General features: G+C 70.6%; 13 protein-coding genes. 6 read left to right on the top strand and 7 right to left on the bottom strand.

The features are described 5' to 3' along the window. Positions 1–17: 17 nt before the first annotated feature. Together AWB92_RS21950 and AWB92_RS21945 are read right to left on the bottom strand one after the other, a co-directional pair. Complete coding sequence (locus AWB92_RS21950; RefSeq protein ID WP_085189407.1) at positions 18–353, bottom strand: hypothetical protein; 336 nt, start codon at positions 351–353, stop codon at positions 18–20. Continuing rightward, positions 350–1,699, bottom strand: a complete 1,350-nt coding sequence (locus AWB92_RS21945; protein WP_085189405.1) for a replication-associated recombination protein A — start codon at positions 1,697–1,699, stop codon at positions 350–352. Before AWB92_RS21945 ends, AWB92_RS21950 begins: the two co-directional genes overlap by 4 nt. A gap of 135 nt (positions 1,700–1,834) precedes the next feature. Between AWB92_RS21945 and AWB92_RS21940 the strand changes: the two genes are divergently transcribed. From AWB92_RS21940 to AWB92_RS21930, 3 genes are all read left to right on the top strand, one after another. Further along, on the top strand, positions 1,835–2,692 hold the full coding sequence (locus AWB92_RS21940) for a hypothetical protein (RefSeq protein WP_085189403.1): 858 nt from the start codon (positions 1,835–1,837) through the stop codon (positions 2,690–2,692). A gap of 62 nt (positions 2,693–2,754) precedes the next feature. Next, a complete protein-coding gene (locus AWB92_RS21935; protein ID WP_085189401.1) occupies positions 2,755–6,093 on the top strand; it encodes a transglutaminase family protein in 3,339 nt (1,112 codons plus the stop codon). Then, positions 6,094–8,724, top strand: coding sequence for a circularly permuted type 2 ATP-grasp protein (locus tag AWB92_RS21930; RefSeq protein WP_085189399.1), 2,631 nt, complete (start codon positions 6,094–6,096; stop codon positions 8,722–8,724). On the opposite strand, the gene AWB92_RS21925 is transcribed toward AWB92_RS21930, so the two are convergent. Further along, positions 8,721–9,776: a putative zinc-binding metallopeptidase gene (locus tag AWB92_RS21925; RefSeq protein ID WP_085189397.1), complete on the bottom strand. Its 1,056-nt coding sequence runs from the start codon at positions 9,774–9,776 to the stop codon at positions 8,721–8,723. The two genes, AWB92_RS21930 and AWB92_RS21925, sit on opposite strands and share 4 nt — an antisense overlap. Further along, complete coding sequence (locus AWB92_RS21920) at positions 9,769–10,752, bottom strand: transglutaminase family protein (RefSeq protein WP_085189395.1); 984 nt, start codon at positions 10,750–10,752, stop codon at positions 9,769–9,771. Before AWB92_RS21920 ends, AWB92_RS21925 begins: the two co-directional genes overlap by 8 nt. Positions 10,753–10,773: 21 nt before the next feature. Here AWB92_RS21920 and AWB92_RS21915 point away from each other — a divergent pair, with 21 nt between their 5' ends. Beyond that, positions 10,774–11,163, top strand: coding sequence for a hypothetical protein (locus AWB92_RS21915; protein ID WP_068113734.1), 390 nt, complete (start codon positions 10,774–10,776; stop codon positions 11,161–11,163). Here AWB92_RS21915 and AWB92_RS21910 read toward each other — a convergent pair. From AWB92_RS21910 to aspS, 3 genes are read right to left on the bottom strand one after another with little or no spacing between them, the layout of a single operon-like run. Then, positions 11,158–12,189: an FUSC family protein gene (locus AWB92_RS21910; protein ID WP_085189393.1), complete on the bottom strand. Its 1,032-nt coding sequence runs from the start codon at positions 12,187–12,189 to the stop codon at positions 11,158–11,160. The genes AWB92_RS21915 and AWB92_RS21910 overlap by 6 nt on opposite strands. 9 nt (positions 12,190–12,198) lie before the next feature. Further along, a complete protein-coding gene (locus AWB92_RS21905) occupies positions 12,199–12,630 on the bottom strand; it encodes a nitroreductase family deazaflavin-dependent oxidoreductase (RefSeq protein ID WP_085189391.1) in 432 nt (143 codons plus the stop codon). Next, complete coding sequence (gene aspS / locus AWB92_RS21900; protein ID WP_085189389.1) at positions 12,627–14,402, bottom strand: aspartate--tRNA ligase; 1,776 nt, start codon at positions 14,400–14,402, stop codon at positions 12,627–12,629. The genes AWB92_RS21905 and aspS overlap by 4 nt, the downstream gene beginning before the upstream one ends. 85 nt (positions 14,403–14,487) lie before the next feature. On the opposite strand from aspS, the gene AWB92_RS21895 reads away from it, so the two are divergent. Further along, positions 14,488–15,429 (top strand): alpha/beta hydrolase, encoded by a 942-nt coding sequence (locus AWB92_RS21895; RefSeq protein WP_085189387.1) that lies wholly within the window; start codon positions 14,488–14,490, stop codon positions 15,427–15,429. A gap of 13 nt (positions 15,430–15,442) precedes the next feature. Further along, entirely contained in the window at positions 15,443–16,330 is an 888-nt protein-coding gene (locus tag AWB92_RS21890; protein WP_193791421.1) for an oxidoreductase, read from the top strand. The last annotated feature ends 8 nt before the right edge of the window (positions 16,331–16,338 follow it).

Raw genomic sequence — 16,338 nt, 5'->3', positions numbered from 1 at the left:
GTGACCACTGCGATTGCTCAGGGCAGCGCGTCCCCGGGGAACCCGCGGCACTCGTGCACCTGGTAGGTGAACACGCCCGCCGCGACCCCGGGGTCGTCGGCCATGATGGCGCGGGTTTCGTCGACGCTCGCGGCGAACACCCCGATGCCGCAGACGTCGGACTCGTCGGTGACCGGCAGCACCACCGCCAGCACGCCGTCGTCGCGCAGGCCGAAGTTGCGCCGGCCGTGCTCCCAGATGATCGGCGGCGACGACTCGTCGCCGAACCTGGGGCCGCGTTTGAGGATGACGACGCTGTAGGCCTTGGCGGTGGGCAGCAGCCGGCCCATCTCCTCGTCGGTGAAGGTTTTCATGCCCGTCCCCTCTTCCGGATGATCGCGCGCAGCCGGTCCAGTCGGCCGGCCATCTCACGTTCGCCGCCGCGGCCGGTGGGTCGATAGTAGTCCACGTCCACCAGCTCGTCGGGCGGATATTGTTGGGGCACAACGCCATCCGGAGCGTCGTGCGAGTACTTGTAGCCCTGCGCGTTGCCCAGCGCCGCTGCGCCGGAGTAGTGGCCGTCGCGCAGGTGCGGCGGCACCAGCCCCGCCTTGCCGGCCCGGATGTCGTTCATGGCCGCCGCGAGCGCGGTGGTGACCGCGTTGGACTTCGGCGCGGTGGCCAGGTGGATGGTGGCGTGCGCCAACGTCAGCTGGGCCTCCGGCATGCCGATCAGCGCCACGGTCTGGGCGGCGGCGACCGCGGTCTGCAGCGCGGTCGGGTCGGCCATCCCGATGTCCTCGCTGGCCAGAATCATCAGCCGGCGTGCGACGAACCGCGGGTCCTCCCCCGCGACCAGCATGCGGGCCAGGTAGTGCAGCGCGGCGTCGACGTCAGACCCGCGCACCGATTTGATGAAGGCGCTGACGACGTCGTAGTGCTGGTCGCCGTCGCGGTCGTAGCGCACGGCGGCCTTGTCCAGCGACTGCTCGATGGTCTCGACGGTCACGACGTCATTTGCTTCGGCTGCGACCTCGAGCGCGGTCAGCGCGCGGCGGGCATCGCCCGCGGCCAGCTGCACCAGGAGGTCGACGGCCTCGGGCTGCACTTCGACGCGGCCGGCCAGGCCGCGGGGGTCGTCGATCGCGCGGCGGACCAGCGTGCGGATGTCGTCGGACGTCAGCGGCCGCAGCTGCAGGATCAGCGACCGGGACAGCAGCGGCGCCACCACGGAGAACGAGGGGTTCTCCGTCGTCGCCGCCACCAGCAGCACCACCCGGTTCTCCACGGCGGACAGCAGCGCGTCCTGCTGGGTCTTGGAGAACCGGTGCACCTCGTCGATGAACAGCACGGTCTGTTCACCGGAAAGGAGCGCGTGCCGCGCCTTGTCTATCACCGCCCGGACGTCCTTCACCCCGGCCGACAGCGCCGACAGCGCCTCGAACCGGCGGCCCGTCGACCCCGAAATCAGCGCGGCCAGCGTGGTTTTGCCGCTGCCCGGGGGGCCGTACAGGATGACCGACGCGACGCCCGAGCCCTCCACCAGGCGGCGCAGCGGCGACCCGGGCGCCAGCAAGTGGCCCTGGCCGACGACTTCGTCCAGTGACGCCGGCCGCATCCGCACTGCCAGCGGCGCACCCGCCGACACGCCGAAGCCCTGGTCGGTTGTCTGCGGTGCACCGGGAAGGTCGAAGAGACCGTCGGACACGGGTTTAGGCATACCACGTCCGGGCGACGGGCTGCGCCGGGGAGAAAAGCAGCGAAAACAATCCGCGCGTCCTGGCGACTTATTTGCTAAGTTCCGGGTTGATTCCGTGCGCGTGGCCACAAGTTGAATCCAACAGCTAGGACGGACATGAGCCAGCCCCCCGAGTACCCAGGCAACCCGAACGTCCCACCCCAGAATCCGCCCGGCTACGCGCCGCCGCCCGGCTACGCTGGCGCTCCCGTCGGTCCGCCGGCCTTCAGCATCGGTGAGGCGTTCAGCTGGGCCTGGGGCAAGTTCACCCAAAACGTCGCGCCGCTGGTCGTCTCCACCCTCATCTACGCGGTGCTGATCGGCATCGCCTACAGCGCGGTCCTGTTCGGCGGCGGCATGGGCTCGACCACGACCTCCACGAACGCGGACGGCTACACCACCGCCACGACGAGCATCGGGGCGGGCGGGCTGATCGTCATGATCGTCGGCTACATATTGATCTATGCGGTAAGCATTTTCGCCCAGTCCGCGTTCTATTCCGGATGCCTGGACATCGCGGACGGACGGTCGGTGAGCATCGGTTCGTTCTTCAAGCCGCGCAACCTGGGCAACGTGATCCTCGCCGCGATCATCATCGGGATCCTGACGTCGATCGGCTCGGTCCTGTGCGTCATCCCCGGCCTCGTCGTGGGCATCTTCGCGCAGTTCGCCATCCCGTTCATCATCGACCGCTCCCAAGGCGCCATCGACGGGTTGAAGTCCAGCTTCACCACCGTCCAGTCGAACTTCGTCAACGCCTTGCTGGTGTGGCTGGTCTCGGCGGCGGCCATCCTCCTCGGCTTCGTGGCCTGCGGCCTGGGCATCCTCGTCGGCGCGCCCGTGGCCGCGCTGATCGGGATCTACGGCTACCGCAAGCTGTCCGGCGGCCAGGTCGTGCCGCTGGAGCAGCCCGGCGGTGGTTACCAGGCGGGCCCGCCACCGGGCACGCCGCCGCCGGGCCCCCAGTACGGATAGGCCCGGGGCCCAGCTCATTGCGCTGCGCTGCGACCTTGTGGCGCTTGTGATGCAATCAGCGGGTGAGCATCAAAGTTGCGCTGGAGCACCGCACCAGCTACACCTTTGACCGGCTGGTCCGGGTTTATCCGCACGTGGTGCGGCTGCGCCCGGCCCCCCACTCCCGCACCGCCATCGAGGCCTACTCGCTGCGCGTCGAGCCGGGTGACCACTTCATCAACTGGCAGCAGGACGCGGTCGGCAATTTCCTTGCGCGGCTGGTCTTTCCGAATCCCATGAGCCGGCTGACCATCACCGTGGGGCTAATCGCCGATCTCAAGGTGATCAACCCGTTCGACTTCTTCATCGAGGACTGGGCCGAGAAGTGGCCCTCGGGCGGCTGGACCTACCCCAAGGAACTGGCCGACGACCTCAAGCCGTACCTGCGGCCCGTCGACGAGGACGGTGAGGGGTCGGGCCCGGGCGGGCTCGTGCAGGCGTGGGTAAGCAATTTCCGGGTTCCCGAGGGCACCCGCACCATCGACTTCCTGGTCGCGCTCAACCGCGCCATCAACGCCGACGTAGCCTACAGCCTGAGGATGGAACCCGGTGTGCAGACACCGGATTTCACGCTGCGCAACGGCGTGGGCTCGTGCCGGGACTCGGCGTGGCTGCTGGTGTCGATCCTGCGCCAGCTCGGACTGGCCGCCCGGTTCGTGTCGGGCTACCTGGTGCAGCTGGCCTCCGACGTGGAGGCGCTCGACGGGCCGTCCGGGCCCGCGGCCGACTTCACCGACCTGCACGCGTGGACCGAGGTGTACATCCCCGGCGCGGGATGGATCGGGCTGGACCCGACGTCGGGGCTATTCGCCGGCGAGGGCCACATCCCGCTGGCGGCGACGCCGCACCCCGCGAGCGCCGCGCCCATCACCGGCGGCACCGAGCCCTGCGAATCGGTCCTGGAATTCTCCAACACCGTCACCCGCGTCCACGAAGATCCCCGCGTCACGCTCCCCTACACCGACCAGGCCTGGCGGACCATCTGCGACGTGGGGCGCGCCGTCGACGAGCGGCTGACCGCCGCCGACGTCCGGCTGACCGTCGGCGGTGAGCCGACGTTCGTCTCGGTGGACAACCAGGTCGACGAGGAGTGGACGACGGCCGCCGACGGCCCGCACAAGCGGCAGCGGGCGTCCGACCTGGCCGCTCGGCTGAAGTCGGTGTGGGCGCCGCAGGGGCTGATCCAGCGCGGGCAGGGACGGTGGTATCCGGGAGAACCGTTGCCGCGCTGGCAGATTGCGCTCTACTGGCGCACCGATGGGCGACCACTGTGGGCCGACGACACGCTGCTGGCCGATCCCTGGAGCGCCGCGCCGGCCCGCGTCGACGAGGACGCGGCCTACGAGGTGCTCGCCGCGATCGCCGACGGCTTCGGCCTGCCGCCCTCGCAGGTGCGGCCGGCCTACGAGGATCCGCTGGCCCGGCTGGCCGCCAAGGTGCGCAAGCCGCACGGCGAACCGGTGCCGGCGGCCGACGACCTCGGCCCCGACGCCACCCCCGACACCGCCGAGAACCGCGCCGCGCTGCTGGCACGCCTCGACGAATCCACCACGGCCCCAGCCGCTTTCGTGCTACCGCTGCACCGCCGCGACGACGAGCTCGGCTGGGCCAGCGCGGACTGGCGGCTGCGCCGCGGCCGCATCGTGCTGCTGGAGGGCGACTCCCCGGCCGGCCTGCGGCTGCCGTTGGACTCGATCAACTGGCGCCCGCCCCGCGCCACCTTCGAGGCGGATCCCCTCGCCGCCGCAACCGAACTGCCGGCGGAGCCCGAACAGGGCGACGCCGCAGTGACCGTGCCCGATGGGGCGCCGCCGACCGCGATGGTCGCCGAGGTCCGCCGCGGGCAGCTTTACATCTTCGTGCCGCCCACCGAGGCGCTCGAGCACTTCGTCGACCTCGTCGCCCGGGTCGAGGCCGCGGCGGCCAAGGCCGACTGCCCGGTGGTGATCGAGGGCTACGGCCCGCCGCCGGACCCGCGGCTGAAGTCGGTGACCATCACGCCGGACCCCGGCGTGATCGAGGTCAACGTGCCGCCCACGGCCAGCTTCGCCGAACAGACGCAGCTGCTGGAAACGCTGTACGAGCAGGCCCGCCTGGCCCGGCTGTCAACCGAGTCCTTCGACGTCGACGGCACGCACGGCGGCACCGGCGGCGGCAACCACATCACGCTGGGCGGCAACACGCCCGCGGACTCGCCGCTGCTGCGCCGCCCCGACCTGCTGGTCTCGCTGCTGACCTACTGGCAGCGGCACCCGTCGCTGTCCTACCTGTTCGCCGGGCGGTTCGTCGGCACCACGTCACAGGCGCCCCGGGTCGACGAGGGCCGCACGGAGGCGCTGTACGAACTCGAGATCGCGTTCGCCGAGATCGCGCGCCTCGCTTCGTCTTCCAAGGCCGCTCCCCCACAACCGTGGGTGACCGACCGCGCGCTGCGCCACCTGCTCACCGACATCACCGGCAACACGCACCGCGCCGAGTTCTGCATCGACAAGCTCTACAGCCCCGACGGCCCCCGCGGCCGGCTCGGCCTGCTGGAGCTGCGCGGCTTCGAGATGCCGCCGCACCTGCGCATGGCGATGGTGCAGTCGCTGCTGGTGCGTTCGCTGGTGGCGTGGTTCTGGGACGAACCGCTGCGCGCCCCGCTGATCCGGCACGGCGCCAACCTGCACGGGCGATACCTGTTGCCGCACTTCCTGATTCACGACATCGCCGACGTCGCTGCCGACCTGCGCGCGCACGGCGTGCCCTTCGAGACCAGCTGGCTGGACCCGTTCACCGAGTTCCGCTTCCCGCGGATCGGCACCGCCGTCTTCGACGGCGTAGAGATCGAGCTGCGCGGGGCGATCGAACCGTGGAACACCCTCGGCGAGGAGGCCACCGCCACCGGGACGGCCCGCTACGTCGACTCCTCGGTCGAGCGGATCCAGGTGCGCATCATCGGCGCCGACCGGCACCGCTACGTGGTGACGGCCAACGGCTACCCGGTGCCGCTGCTGGCCACCGACAACCCCGACATCCACGTGGGCGGCGTGCGGTTCAAGGCGTGGCAGCCGCCCAGCGCGCTGCACCCGACCATCAGCACCGACGTGCCGCTGCAGTTCGAGCTGGTCGACCTCACCACCGGGACGTCGCGCGGCGGCTGCACCTACCACGTCGCGCACCCCGGCGGCCGCGCCTACGACGAGCCCCCGATCAACGCCGTCGAGGCCGAGTCGCGCCGCGCCCGCCGCTTCGAGGCGACCGGCTTCACCGCGGGCAAGCTCGACCTGTCCGCGATCAAGGAGCGGCAGGCCAGGATTCTCACCGACATCGGCGCGCCGGGCATCCTCGACCTGCGGCGCGTGCGTACCGTTCAGCAGTAAATGTCGTCCCTCGAAGTCCCCCCCGCCCACTACGACGCCGACCGGCTGCTGGCCGAATACCGGACCGCGCGGGCCCAGGAAGCGCTCTTCGACCTGCGGCATGGCCCCCGGGTCGGCTACGACGAGTTCGTCGACCGCGACGGAAACGTGCGCCCGGCGTGGTCCGAGCTCGCCGACGCCGTGGCGGAGCGCGGCCGGGCCGGGCTGAACCGGCTGCGCTCGGTGGTGGACGGCCTGATCGACAACGACGGAATCACTTACACCGAGGTCGATCCCGACCACGGCGGGGTGGAGCCCCGGCCCTGGAACCTGGACACCCTGCCGATCGTGCTCTCCGCGGCCGACTGGGACGTGCTGGAGGCCGGGCTGGTGCAGCGTTCCCGCCTGCTCGACGCCGTGCTGGCCGACCTGTACGGGCCGCGCAACCTGCTCACCGAGGGCATCCTGCCGCCGCAACTGGTGTTCGGCCACCCCGGTTACGTGCGGCCCGCCAACGGCATCGAGGTGCCCGGGCACCACCAGCTGTTCATGCACGCCTGCGATGTCAGCCGGGTGCCCGACGGCAGCTTCCACGTCAACGCCGACTGGACGCAGGCGCCGTCGGGAGCGGGCTACGCGCTGGCCGACAGGCGCGTTGTGGCGCACTCGATTCCGGACCTCTACGAGCGGATCGCGCCGCGGGCGACGACGCCGTTCGCGCAGGCGCTGCGCCTCGCGCTCATCGACGCCGCCCCCGACGTCGCCCAGGACCCGGTGGTGGTGGTGCTGTCCCCCGGCATCTACTCGGAGACCGCGTTCGACCAGGCGTACCTGGCCACCCTGCTGGGCTTTCCGCTGGTGGAGAGCGCGGACCTGGTGGTGCGTGACGGCAAGCTGTGGATGCGCTCGCTGGGCACACTGAAACGCGTCGACGTGGTCCTGCGCCGCGTCGACGCGGAGTACACCGACCCGCTGGACCTGCGCGCCGATTCGCGCCTCGGCGTCGTGGGGCTGGTGGAGGCGCAGCACCGCGGGACGGTGACCGTGGTCAACACGCTGGGCAGCGGCATCCTGGAAAGCCCTGGGCTGCTTCGGTTTCTGCCGCAGCTGGCCGAGCGGCTGATCGACGAGGAGCCGCTGCTGGAGTCGGCGCCGGTCTATTGGGGCGGCGTGGCCGGCGAACGCTCGCACCTGCTGGCCAACCTGTCGTCGCTGCTGATCAAGTCCACGGTCGGCGGGAAAACCTATGTCGGGCCGACACTTTCGTCCGCACAGCTGGCCGACCTGGCCGCGCGCATCGAACACATGCCGTGGCACTGGGTGGGCCAGGAGCTGCCGCAGTTCTCGTCGGCGCCCACCGACCACGCCGGCGTGTTGTCGTCGGCCGGCGTGGGCATGCGGCTGTTCACCGTCGCGCAGCGCGGCGGCTATGCGCCGATGATCGGCGGCGCCGGCTACGTGCTGGCCCCCGGCCCCTCGGCGTTCACGCTGAAAACCGTTGCGGCAAAGGATGTCTGGGTGCGTCCCACCGAGCGGGCGCGGGCCGAGACGGTGACCCTGCCGTCGCCGCCGGAACCCGCGAAGACGGCCGCGGGCACCTGGGGGGTCAGCTCGCCGCGCGTGCTGTCCGACCTGTTCTGGATGGGGCGCTACGGCGAGCGCGCCGAGGAGATGGCCCGGTTGCTCATCGTGGCCCGCGACCGCTTCCACGTGTACCGGCATCAGCAGCACACCGAGGAAAGCGAGTGCGTGCCGGTGCTGATGGCCGCGCTGGGCCGGATCACCGGCAGCGACACCAGCGCGGGCTACGGCAGCACCGACGATCACGCGGAGATGATCGCCGTCACTCCCTCGATGCTGTGGTCGCTGACCCTGGACCCGAACCAGCCCGGGTCGCTGGTGGGTTCGGTGGACGGGCTGGGGCTGGCCGCCCGGGCGGTGCGCGACCAGTTGTCGAATGACACGTGGACGGTACTGGCCGGGGTGGAGCGCGCGCTGGCGCTGCGCTCCGAGCCGCCGGACTCACTCGCCGAGGCCGACGCGCTGCTCGCGTCGGCACAGGCGCACACGCTCGCCGGGATGCTGACGCTGGCCGGGGTGGCGAGCGAGTCGATGGTGCGCGACGTGGGCTGGACGATGATGGACATCGGCAAGCGCATCGAACGCGGCCTGTGGCTGACCTCCCTGTTGCGGGCCACGCTGGCCACCGTCCGGTGCGCGGCCGCCGAGCAGACGATCATCGAGGCGACGCTGGTCGCATGCGAGTCGTCGGTCATCTACCGGCGCCGCACCGTCGGCAACGTCAGCGTCGCCGCGGTGGCCGAGTTGATGCTGTTCGACGCGACCAACCCGCGGTCGCTGCTGTATCAGCTGGAGCGGCTGCGGACCAACCTCAAGGACCTGCCCAGCTCGTCGGGGTCGTCGCGCCCCGAGCGGTTGGTGGACGAGATCAGCACGCTGCTGCGCCGCTCGCACCCCGAGGAGCTGGAGGAGATCACCGACGGGAGCCGCGCGCAGCTGGCCGAACTGCTCGACGCGATCCATGCCGAGCTGCGCAACCTCGCGGACGTCATCACCGAGACGCAACTGCGGTTGCCGGGCGGGTTCCAGCCGCTGTGGGGCCCCGACGAACGACGGGTGATGCCGGCCTAGCCCGCCACCGCCGCGGGCCCCCGCGACTCCGAACTCACTTCGTCGATCGCGTCGTGGATGAACTGCATCTTGTCCAGGACGGCGACCGGCAACACGAACGGGTACAGGTCGTCGTGGCCCATCGAGCGGTTCACCATGTTCAGCGACCACGACAGCGGCAGCCACAGCTCGATGATGTTGGGGAAGGCGCTGGGCCCCAGGTTCGGCCGGTCGAAGGTCGCCGACGCCGGCGCCAGCCCGCACCACGCCGACGTGTCCAACGTGTCGCGGATGTGCAGGTAGTGGGCGAACGTCTCGGCCCAGTCCTCGGCGGGGTGCATGGTCGCGTACGACGACACGTAGCTTTCCTGCCAGCCCTCCGGCGCGCCGTCGCGGTAGTGCCGGTCGAGCGCCTCCTGGTAATCCGCGTCGGGATCGCCGAACAGCTCGTTGAACCGCGCCAGGTTGTCTTGCGACGGGGTGATCAGCCGGTAGAAGTAGTAGTGCCCGACCTCGTGGCGGAAGTGTCCGAGCAGGGTCCGGTACGGCTCGTCCATCTCGACTCGCAGCTGCTCGCGGTGCACGTCGTCGCCCTCGGCCAGATCCAGTGTGATGACGCCGTTTTCGTGGCCGGTGAACACCTTCTCGTGCGCGCTCGACAGCAGCCGGAAGCCCAGCCCGTAGTCGGGGTCGCGGTCCCGTCCGACGATCGGCAGCTTGAGCTCATGCAGCTCGGCGATCAGCCGTCGCTTGGCCGCCTCCGCGCGGGCGAACGCGGCCAGACCGTCGGCGTCGTTGTCGTTGGGCCGCTCCAGCGTGAGCGCACACGACGTGCACAACCCGCCGGCGTCGTTCTTCGGGACCAGCCAATTGCATTCCGCCAGATGCAGATTCGCGCACAGCTGGTAGTCGTCGGCATCGACGGCGCCGGCGTGCTCGCTGTCGTCGCCCCGGGTGATCACCAGCAGGGCCATCTGCTCGAGGGAGAACCCGAGCGCGCTGCCGCACGACAGGCATTCGGAGTTCTCGAACGCCAGGCGCTGGCCGCAATTGGGGCAGTGAAAATCACGCATTGAACACGTCACCTCCAAACGGCACGACGTCGACGGCGACGTCGATCACGCTGTGCTCGGAGTTGGTGTAGATGATACCGCGCAGCGGCGGCACGTCGGCGTAGTCGCGCCCGCGACCCACGATGATGTAGCGCTCGTCCACCAGCTGGTCGTTGGTGGGATCCAGGCCCAGCCACTCGAACCGGCCGGGCTCCTGCGGGGTCCACACCCCCGCCCAGGCGTGGGTCGCGTCGATGCCGATCATCCGATCCTTTCCCGGTGGCGGGTCGGTGGCCAGATAACCGGACACGTAGCTGGCCGCCAGACCGTTGGCTCGCAGGCAGGCGATCGCCAGCCTCGCAAAGTCCTGACATACCCCTTCCCGGGCCGCCAGAACCTCGTTGACCCCGGTGGAAATCGTCGTCGACCCCGAGCGATAGGTGAAGTCGGTGAAGATCCGCGACGCCAGGTCGCGCATCACCTCGACCAGCGGGCGTCCCGGCTCGAAGCTGGGGGCGGCGTACTCGCGGACCGCGTCGGTGATCTCCGGCGGGTTCAGGTCCAGGGTGAACTCGGTGGCGAGCGCTCCGCGGCGCCCGGCCGGCCGGGCGGCCTCCCACGGTTGCACCGCCGGCCCGCTGGTGTAGCGCTCCGGCGGCGGCGGATACACGTCGACGATGGAGTCGCCGGTGATCGTCAGCGACTGGTGCGGCTCGGTGACGTGGAAGTACGCACTGATATTGCCGTAGCTGTCGCTGCTGGTGGAGCTGTCAGCGGGGGCCGGGTCGATGGTCAGCCGGTGCGCCACGCACCGCTGCCGCGCGGAGTCCCGCGGCGTGAGGAAGGCGCGGCCATAAGAGCTGGTCACGACGTCGGAGTAGCGGTACTGGGTGCGGTGGGTGACCCGGTGCCGGCGGGCCTTATTTCCCTCCAAGGCTTCTGACACAACGCTGATCCCATCACACCCCGTTTGCCGATCGCGAGCCAAGCGCGCCATTTCGGGAGCACAATCGAAGACGTGGCCACGTGGAACGACGTCGCCCGCATCGTTGGTGAACTGGCACTCACCTCCGAGCCGTCACCGCACGAGTGGCGGGTCGGCAAGAAGTTGCTGGCATGGGAACGGCCACTGCGCCCGTCGGATCGCGAGGCGCTCGCCGACAGCGGCGTGGAACCCCCGGAAGGGGACATCCTCGGGGTCCGGGTTTCCGACGAGGGCGTCAAGTTCGCGTTGATCGCCGACGAACCGAGGGTCTACTTCACCACCCCGCACTTCGACGGCTACCCGGCGGTGCTGCTGCGACTGGACGAGATCGCACCGCGCGACCTCGCGGAGGTGATCACCGAGGCGTGGCTGACGCAGGCGCCGAAGAAGCTGGTGCAGGAGTTTCTGGCCGACTCGCTATGAGCGCAGGTCGATGACCCGCTGCAGGTCGTCGACGCAGGCCTGGACGGCGTCGGCGAGCACCACCTGGGCCCTCTCCCGGGCACCCGAGTGCAGCTGCGACGCGTGATGGCGCGCGGCCGCGATGTACGCGCACGCCCCCGCCGGGTCGGAGTCGGCCAGCGCGGTCGCGGCCGCCAGCACCACCAGCACGCGGTGCACGGGCTGCGGAGGCGTGGCGCGGCAGCTGTCGGCGCCCGGCGCGACGGCGCGGGCGAGCTCCAGCACTGAGCCGGCGAGAAGCGCCACGTGCACGGCCTGGTGATCGGCTGCCCGCACGGCATCGCGCAGGCCCCAGCGCCGCGGCGCGACGCGCACCACCTGACGGGCGGTGGTGCGCGCCTCGATCAGCGCGCCGAGCTGCGCGTGCACCCGGTCGACGGCCGACAGCGGCCAGTCGGGCGGGGCCTCCCGGCGGCCGGCGGCGAAGTCCGCGGCTCGGGTCAGGACGCCCTGCAGCGTGCTAAACACGCCGACGCGCGCGCTGCGCAGCACCTCCAACGGGTCGGCCGGGAACAGCAGGACCGCGACCACGATGGCCACGCAACCACCGATCAGCGAGTCGAAGATGCGCTCCCAACCCACACCGCTGTGGTACAGCGCCAGCACCAGGATCGCCGACACAGCGGTCTGGTTGGCGAACATCATTCCCTGCCCGATGCGGCCGTGGCCGATGAACACCGCCGCGGACAGCGCGAGGAATGCGGCGACCCCGATGGCGACGGCTCCCGGCCCGAGCAGCCCCTGCACCGCGATGCCCACACCGATCCCGAGGGTCACGCCGACCATCATCTGGATGGCGCGCTGCGCCCGTAGCACGTTGCTGATCGACAGAGATACCGCGGCGGCGATCGGCGCGAAGAACGGCTGCGGGTGCCCCAGCAGGTCGTGCGCGATGTACCAGGAGAAGCCCGCGGCGACCGCCGTCTGCACGAGGTTGAACCACAGCGCGCGCAACCGCTTGAGGCCCGCGCGCGCCGCTCGCTTCATGGCTCCCGGTCAGGCCGGCTGCAACTCGAACAGCGGAATGACCCTGCTGGTCTTGGACTGGTACTCGGCGAAGCCGGGCGCCGCGGCCGCGACCTTTTCGAAGAGCGCGTCGCGCTCGGCCTTGGGCAGCTCGTGGGCGGTGACGTCGAACGCGTCCGTGCCGATCTCGACGTGCGCCGCCGGGCTGGCCCGCAGGTTGTGCACCCAGGCGGGGTCCCTGGGCGCGCCGGCGAACGATCCGATGATGATCAGCTTGCCGTCGATGCGGAAGTAGGCCAGCGGCGACACCCGGGGCTGGCCGGACTTCGCGCCCGTCGTGTGCAGCAGCAGCAGGTTGGCGCCCTCGAACTGACCGCCGACCTTGCCCTCGTTGGCCCGGAATTCGTCGATGATGCTGGTGTTGAACGCGTTGATGGTCGCGGTGTCAGGCATTTCGCTCATGCCCGGTCAACCTTCTCCGGCTTGACGTCTATTCCGGACTCCTTGCGCTGCTGCGCCGTGATGGGCGCCGGCGCGTCGGTCAGCGGGTCGACGCCGCCGCCGGTCTTAGGGAACGCGATCACCTCGCGGATCGAGTCGACCCCGGACAGCAGCGCATTGATCCGGTCCCAGCCGAACGCGATGCCGCCGTGCGGCGGCGCGCCAAACATGAACGCCTCCAACAGGAATCCGAACTTCTCCTCGGCCTCGGCCTTGTCCAGGCCCATCACCGCGAACACCCGCTCCTGGATGTCGCGGCGGTGAATACGAATCGAACCGCCGCCGATCTCGTTGCCGTTGCAGACGATGTCGTACGCGTCGGCCAGCACGCTGCCCGGGTCCGTATCGACCACGTCCTCGTATTCGGGCTTGGGCGAGGTGAACGCGTGGTGCACCGCGGTCCACGCCCCGGATCCGACTGCCACGTCGCCGGCGGCGGTGGCGTCCTCGGCGGGCTCGAACAGCGGCGGGTCGACCACCCACACGAACGCCCACGCGTCGGGGTCGATGAGGCCCAGCCGCTTGGCGATCTCGCCGCGGGCCGCGCCCAAGAGCGCCCGCGACGACTTCGCCGGGCCCGCCGAGAAGAAGATGCAGTCCCCCGGCTCGGCCCCGACGTGGCCGGCCAGCCCGGCGCGTTCGGCGTCGGACAAGTTCTTCGCGACCGGGCCGCCGAGCTCCCCGTCGTCGCCGACGAGCACGTAGGCCAGCCCGCGGTGCCCGCGCTGCTTAGCCCACTCCTGCCAGCCGTCCAGGGTGCGCCGCGGCTGGGAGGCCCCGCCGGGCATCACGACCGCACCGACGTAGGGTGCCTGGAAGACGCGAAAGGTGGTGTCTTCGAAGAACTCCGCGCACTCGACGAGCTCAAGCCCGAACCGCATGTCGGGCTTGTCGGAGCCGAACCGCCGCATGGCGTCGGCGTAGCTGATCCGCGGGATCGGCGTGGGGACCTGGTAGCCGATCAGCGCCCACAGCGCGGCCAGGATCTCCTCGGAGACCGCGATGATGTCCTCGGCGTCGACGAAGCTCATCTCCATGTCGAGCTGGGTGAACTCGGGCTGGCGGTCGGCGCGGAAATCCTCGTCGCGGTAGCAGCGGGCGATCTGGTAGTAGCGCTCCATGCCGGCCACCATCAGCAGCTGCTTGAACAGCTGCGGGCTCTGCGGCAGCGCGTAGAACGAGCCCGGGTGCAGGCGAGCGGGCACCAGGAAGTCGCGCGCCCCCTCCGGCGTCGACCGGGTGATCGTCGGCGTCTCGATCTCGACGAAGTCGTGCCGCGCCAGCACCTCGCGCGCGGCCGCGTTGACCTTGGAGCGCAGCCGCATTGCCGCGGCCGGACCGTCGCGCCGCAGATCGAGGTAGCGGTACTTCAGCCGCAGCTCCTCGCCGGCGGGCTCGTCCAGCTGGAACGGCAGCGGCGCGCTCTCGCCCAGCACGGTCAGCGAGCCCGCGTTCACCTCGACCTCGCCCGTCGCGATCTCCGGGTTGGCGTTGCCCTCCGGGCGGACCTCGACGACCCCGGTCACCGCGACGCAGAACTCGGCGCGCAAGTGGTGCGCCTGGGCCAGCACGTCTGGGGCGCGGAACACCACCTGCGCGACGCCGGACGCGTCCCGCAGGTCGATGAAGATGACGCCGCCGTGATCGCGGCGCCGGGCCACCCAGCCGGCCAAGGTCACCTGCTGGCCCGCGTCGCCACTCCTCAGCGCACCGGCGGCATGGCTGCGCAGCACGAATTACTCCCCTTTTGCCCGATTTGAACGACTGCCCAGTCTAGAGTGCAGGAGCGACGTCGCCGCGGACGGATCAGGAGTGCAGATGACCACTTATGCGTTCGACCCGGAAATCGCCGCCGTCGTTCCACTCCTGCCCGATCTGCCGGGCGACGATCCGCTGGCCATCCGGGCGGCGCTGTCGGAGATGATCGCCCAGTTCCCGCCGCCGGACACCAACGGGGTGCAGATCGAGGACCGTCAAATCCCGGGCCGCGACGGCGATCCCGCGGTGCCGATCCGCATCTACCGGCCCGACCAACCCAGCGCTCCGGCCGCGATCTACCACGTCCACGGCGGCGGGTTCATCGCCGGCGATCTGGACACCGAACACGCCTCCAACGTCGCGCTGGCGCGCGAACTCGGCGTGGTCGTGGTGTCGGTCGACTACCGCCTCGCCCCGGAAACCCCATTCCCCGGCGGGCTGGAAGACGTCTACGCCGGGCTGGTCTGGACGGCGGCGCACGCGGACGAATTGGGCGTCGACCCGCAGCGCATCGCGATTCAGGGAACCAGCGCCGGGGGCGGGCTGGGCGCCGCGCTGGCGCTGTTGGCCCGCGACCGCGGTGGACCGCACATCGCCTTCCAGTTCCTTTCCGTGCCCGAACTCGACGACCGGCTGGCCACCGCCAGCATGATCGCGTTCACCGACACGCCTTTTTGGAGTCGCCCGCGCGCGATCGTCAGCTGGGAGAGCTACCTGGGACCCGGCCGGGCCGGCGGCGACGACGTATCGATCTACGCCGCGCCGGCCCGTGCCACCGACCTGGCCGGCCTGCCGCCCGCCTACGTGTCGGTCATGCACTTCGACCCCCTGCGCGACGAGGGCGTCGCCTACGCGCTGGCCATGCTCGCCGCGGGCGTGAGCGTCGAATTGCATTTGTTCCCCGGCACTTTCCACGGCTCGATGCTGATCCAAGACGCGGCGATCTCGAAGCGCGAGCAGGCCGAAACCGTCGCGGTGCTGCGCCAGGCGCTCGCGCTCTAGTAATTTCGGAGTTATCGCCACCAACATCGCCCTCGTCGGTCCGGGCGCCGTCGGCACGACGGTCGCCGCCCTGCTGTACAAGGCCGGGCATTCCGTCCTGGTGTGCGGCCGCACATCCCGGGACGCCATCGAGCTGCGGCCCGACGGCGGCGAACCGATCGTGGTGCCCGGCCCGGTACGCACCGATCCCGACACGGTCGACGGCACCGTCGACGTGGTGATCCTGGCGGTCAAGGCCACCCAGAACGACGAGGCCGCCGGCTGGCTCGGCCGGCTGTGCGACGAACACACGATCGTCGTGGTGCTGCAGAACGGTGTCGAGCAGGTCGAGCAGGTGCAGCCGCACTGCCCGTCGTCGCCGGTGGTGCCGGGGATCGTCTGGTACGGCGCCGAGACCCAGCCCGAGGGATGGGTGCGGTTGCGCACCGAACCGCGGCTGGTGCTGCCGTCGGGCCCCTCCGCGGAGACGGTGGCCGAGCTGCTGCGCGGCGCCGGCTGCCAGGTGGACTGCGACCCCGACTTCATCACCGCGGCCTGGCGCAAGCTGCTGGTCAACGCGCTGGCCGGGTTGATGGTGCTGACCGGGCGGCGATCCGGGATGTTCCACCGCGACGACATCGCCGCGCTGTCGCGCCGCTACGTGGCCGAATGCCTGGCCGTCGCGCGCGCCGAGGGTGCCCGGCTACCCGACGACGTGGTCGACGAGCTGGTCGACCTTTTCCGCAAGGGCCCCAAGGACATGGGCACCTCGATGCTGTTCGACCGGGAGAATCACCGGCGCCTCGAATGGGACATCCGCAACGGCGTCATCATCCGCAAGGCCCGCGGCCACAACCTTCCGACACCGATCAGCGACATCCTGGTGCCGCTGCTGGCAGCGGCGAGCGACGGGCCGGGTTAGATTCAAGC

This window comes from Mycobacterium sp. IEC1808 (genome assembly GCF_002101935.1).
In the GTDB taxonomy this organism is placed as follows: domain Bacteria; phylum Actinomycetota; class Actinomycetes; order Mycobacteriales; family Mycobacteriaceae; genus Mycobacterium.
Note: the sequence above shows the minus strand (reverse complement) of the source record. Positions and strands in the feature narration are given on the sequence as shown.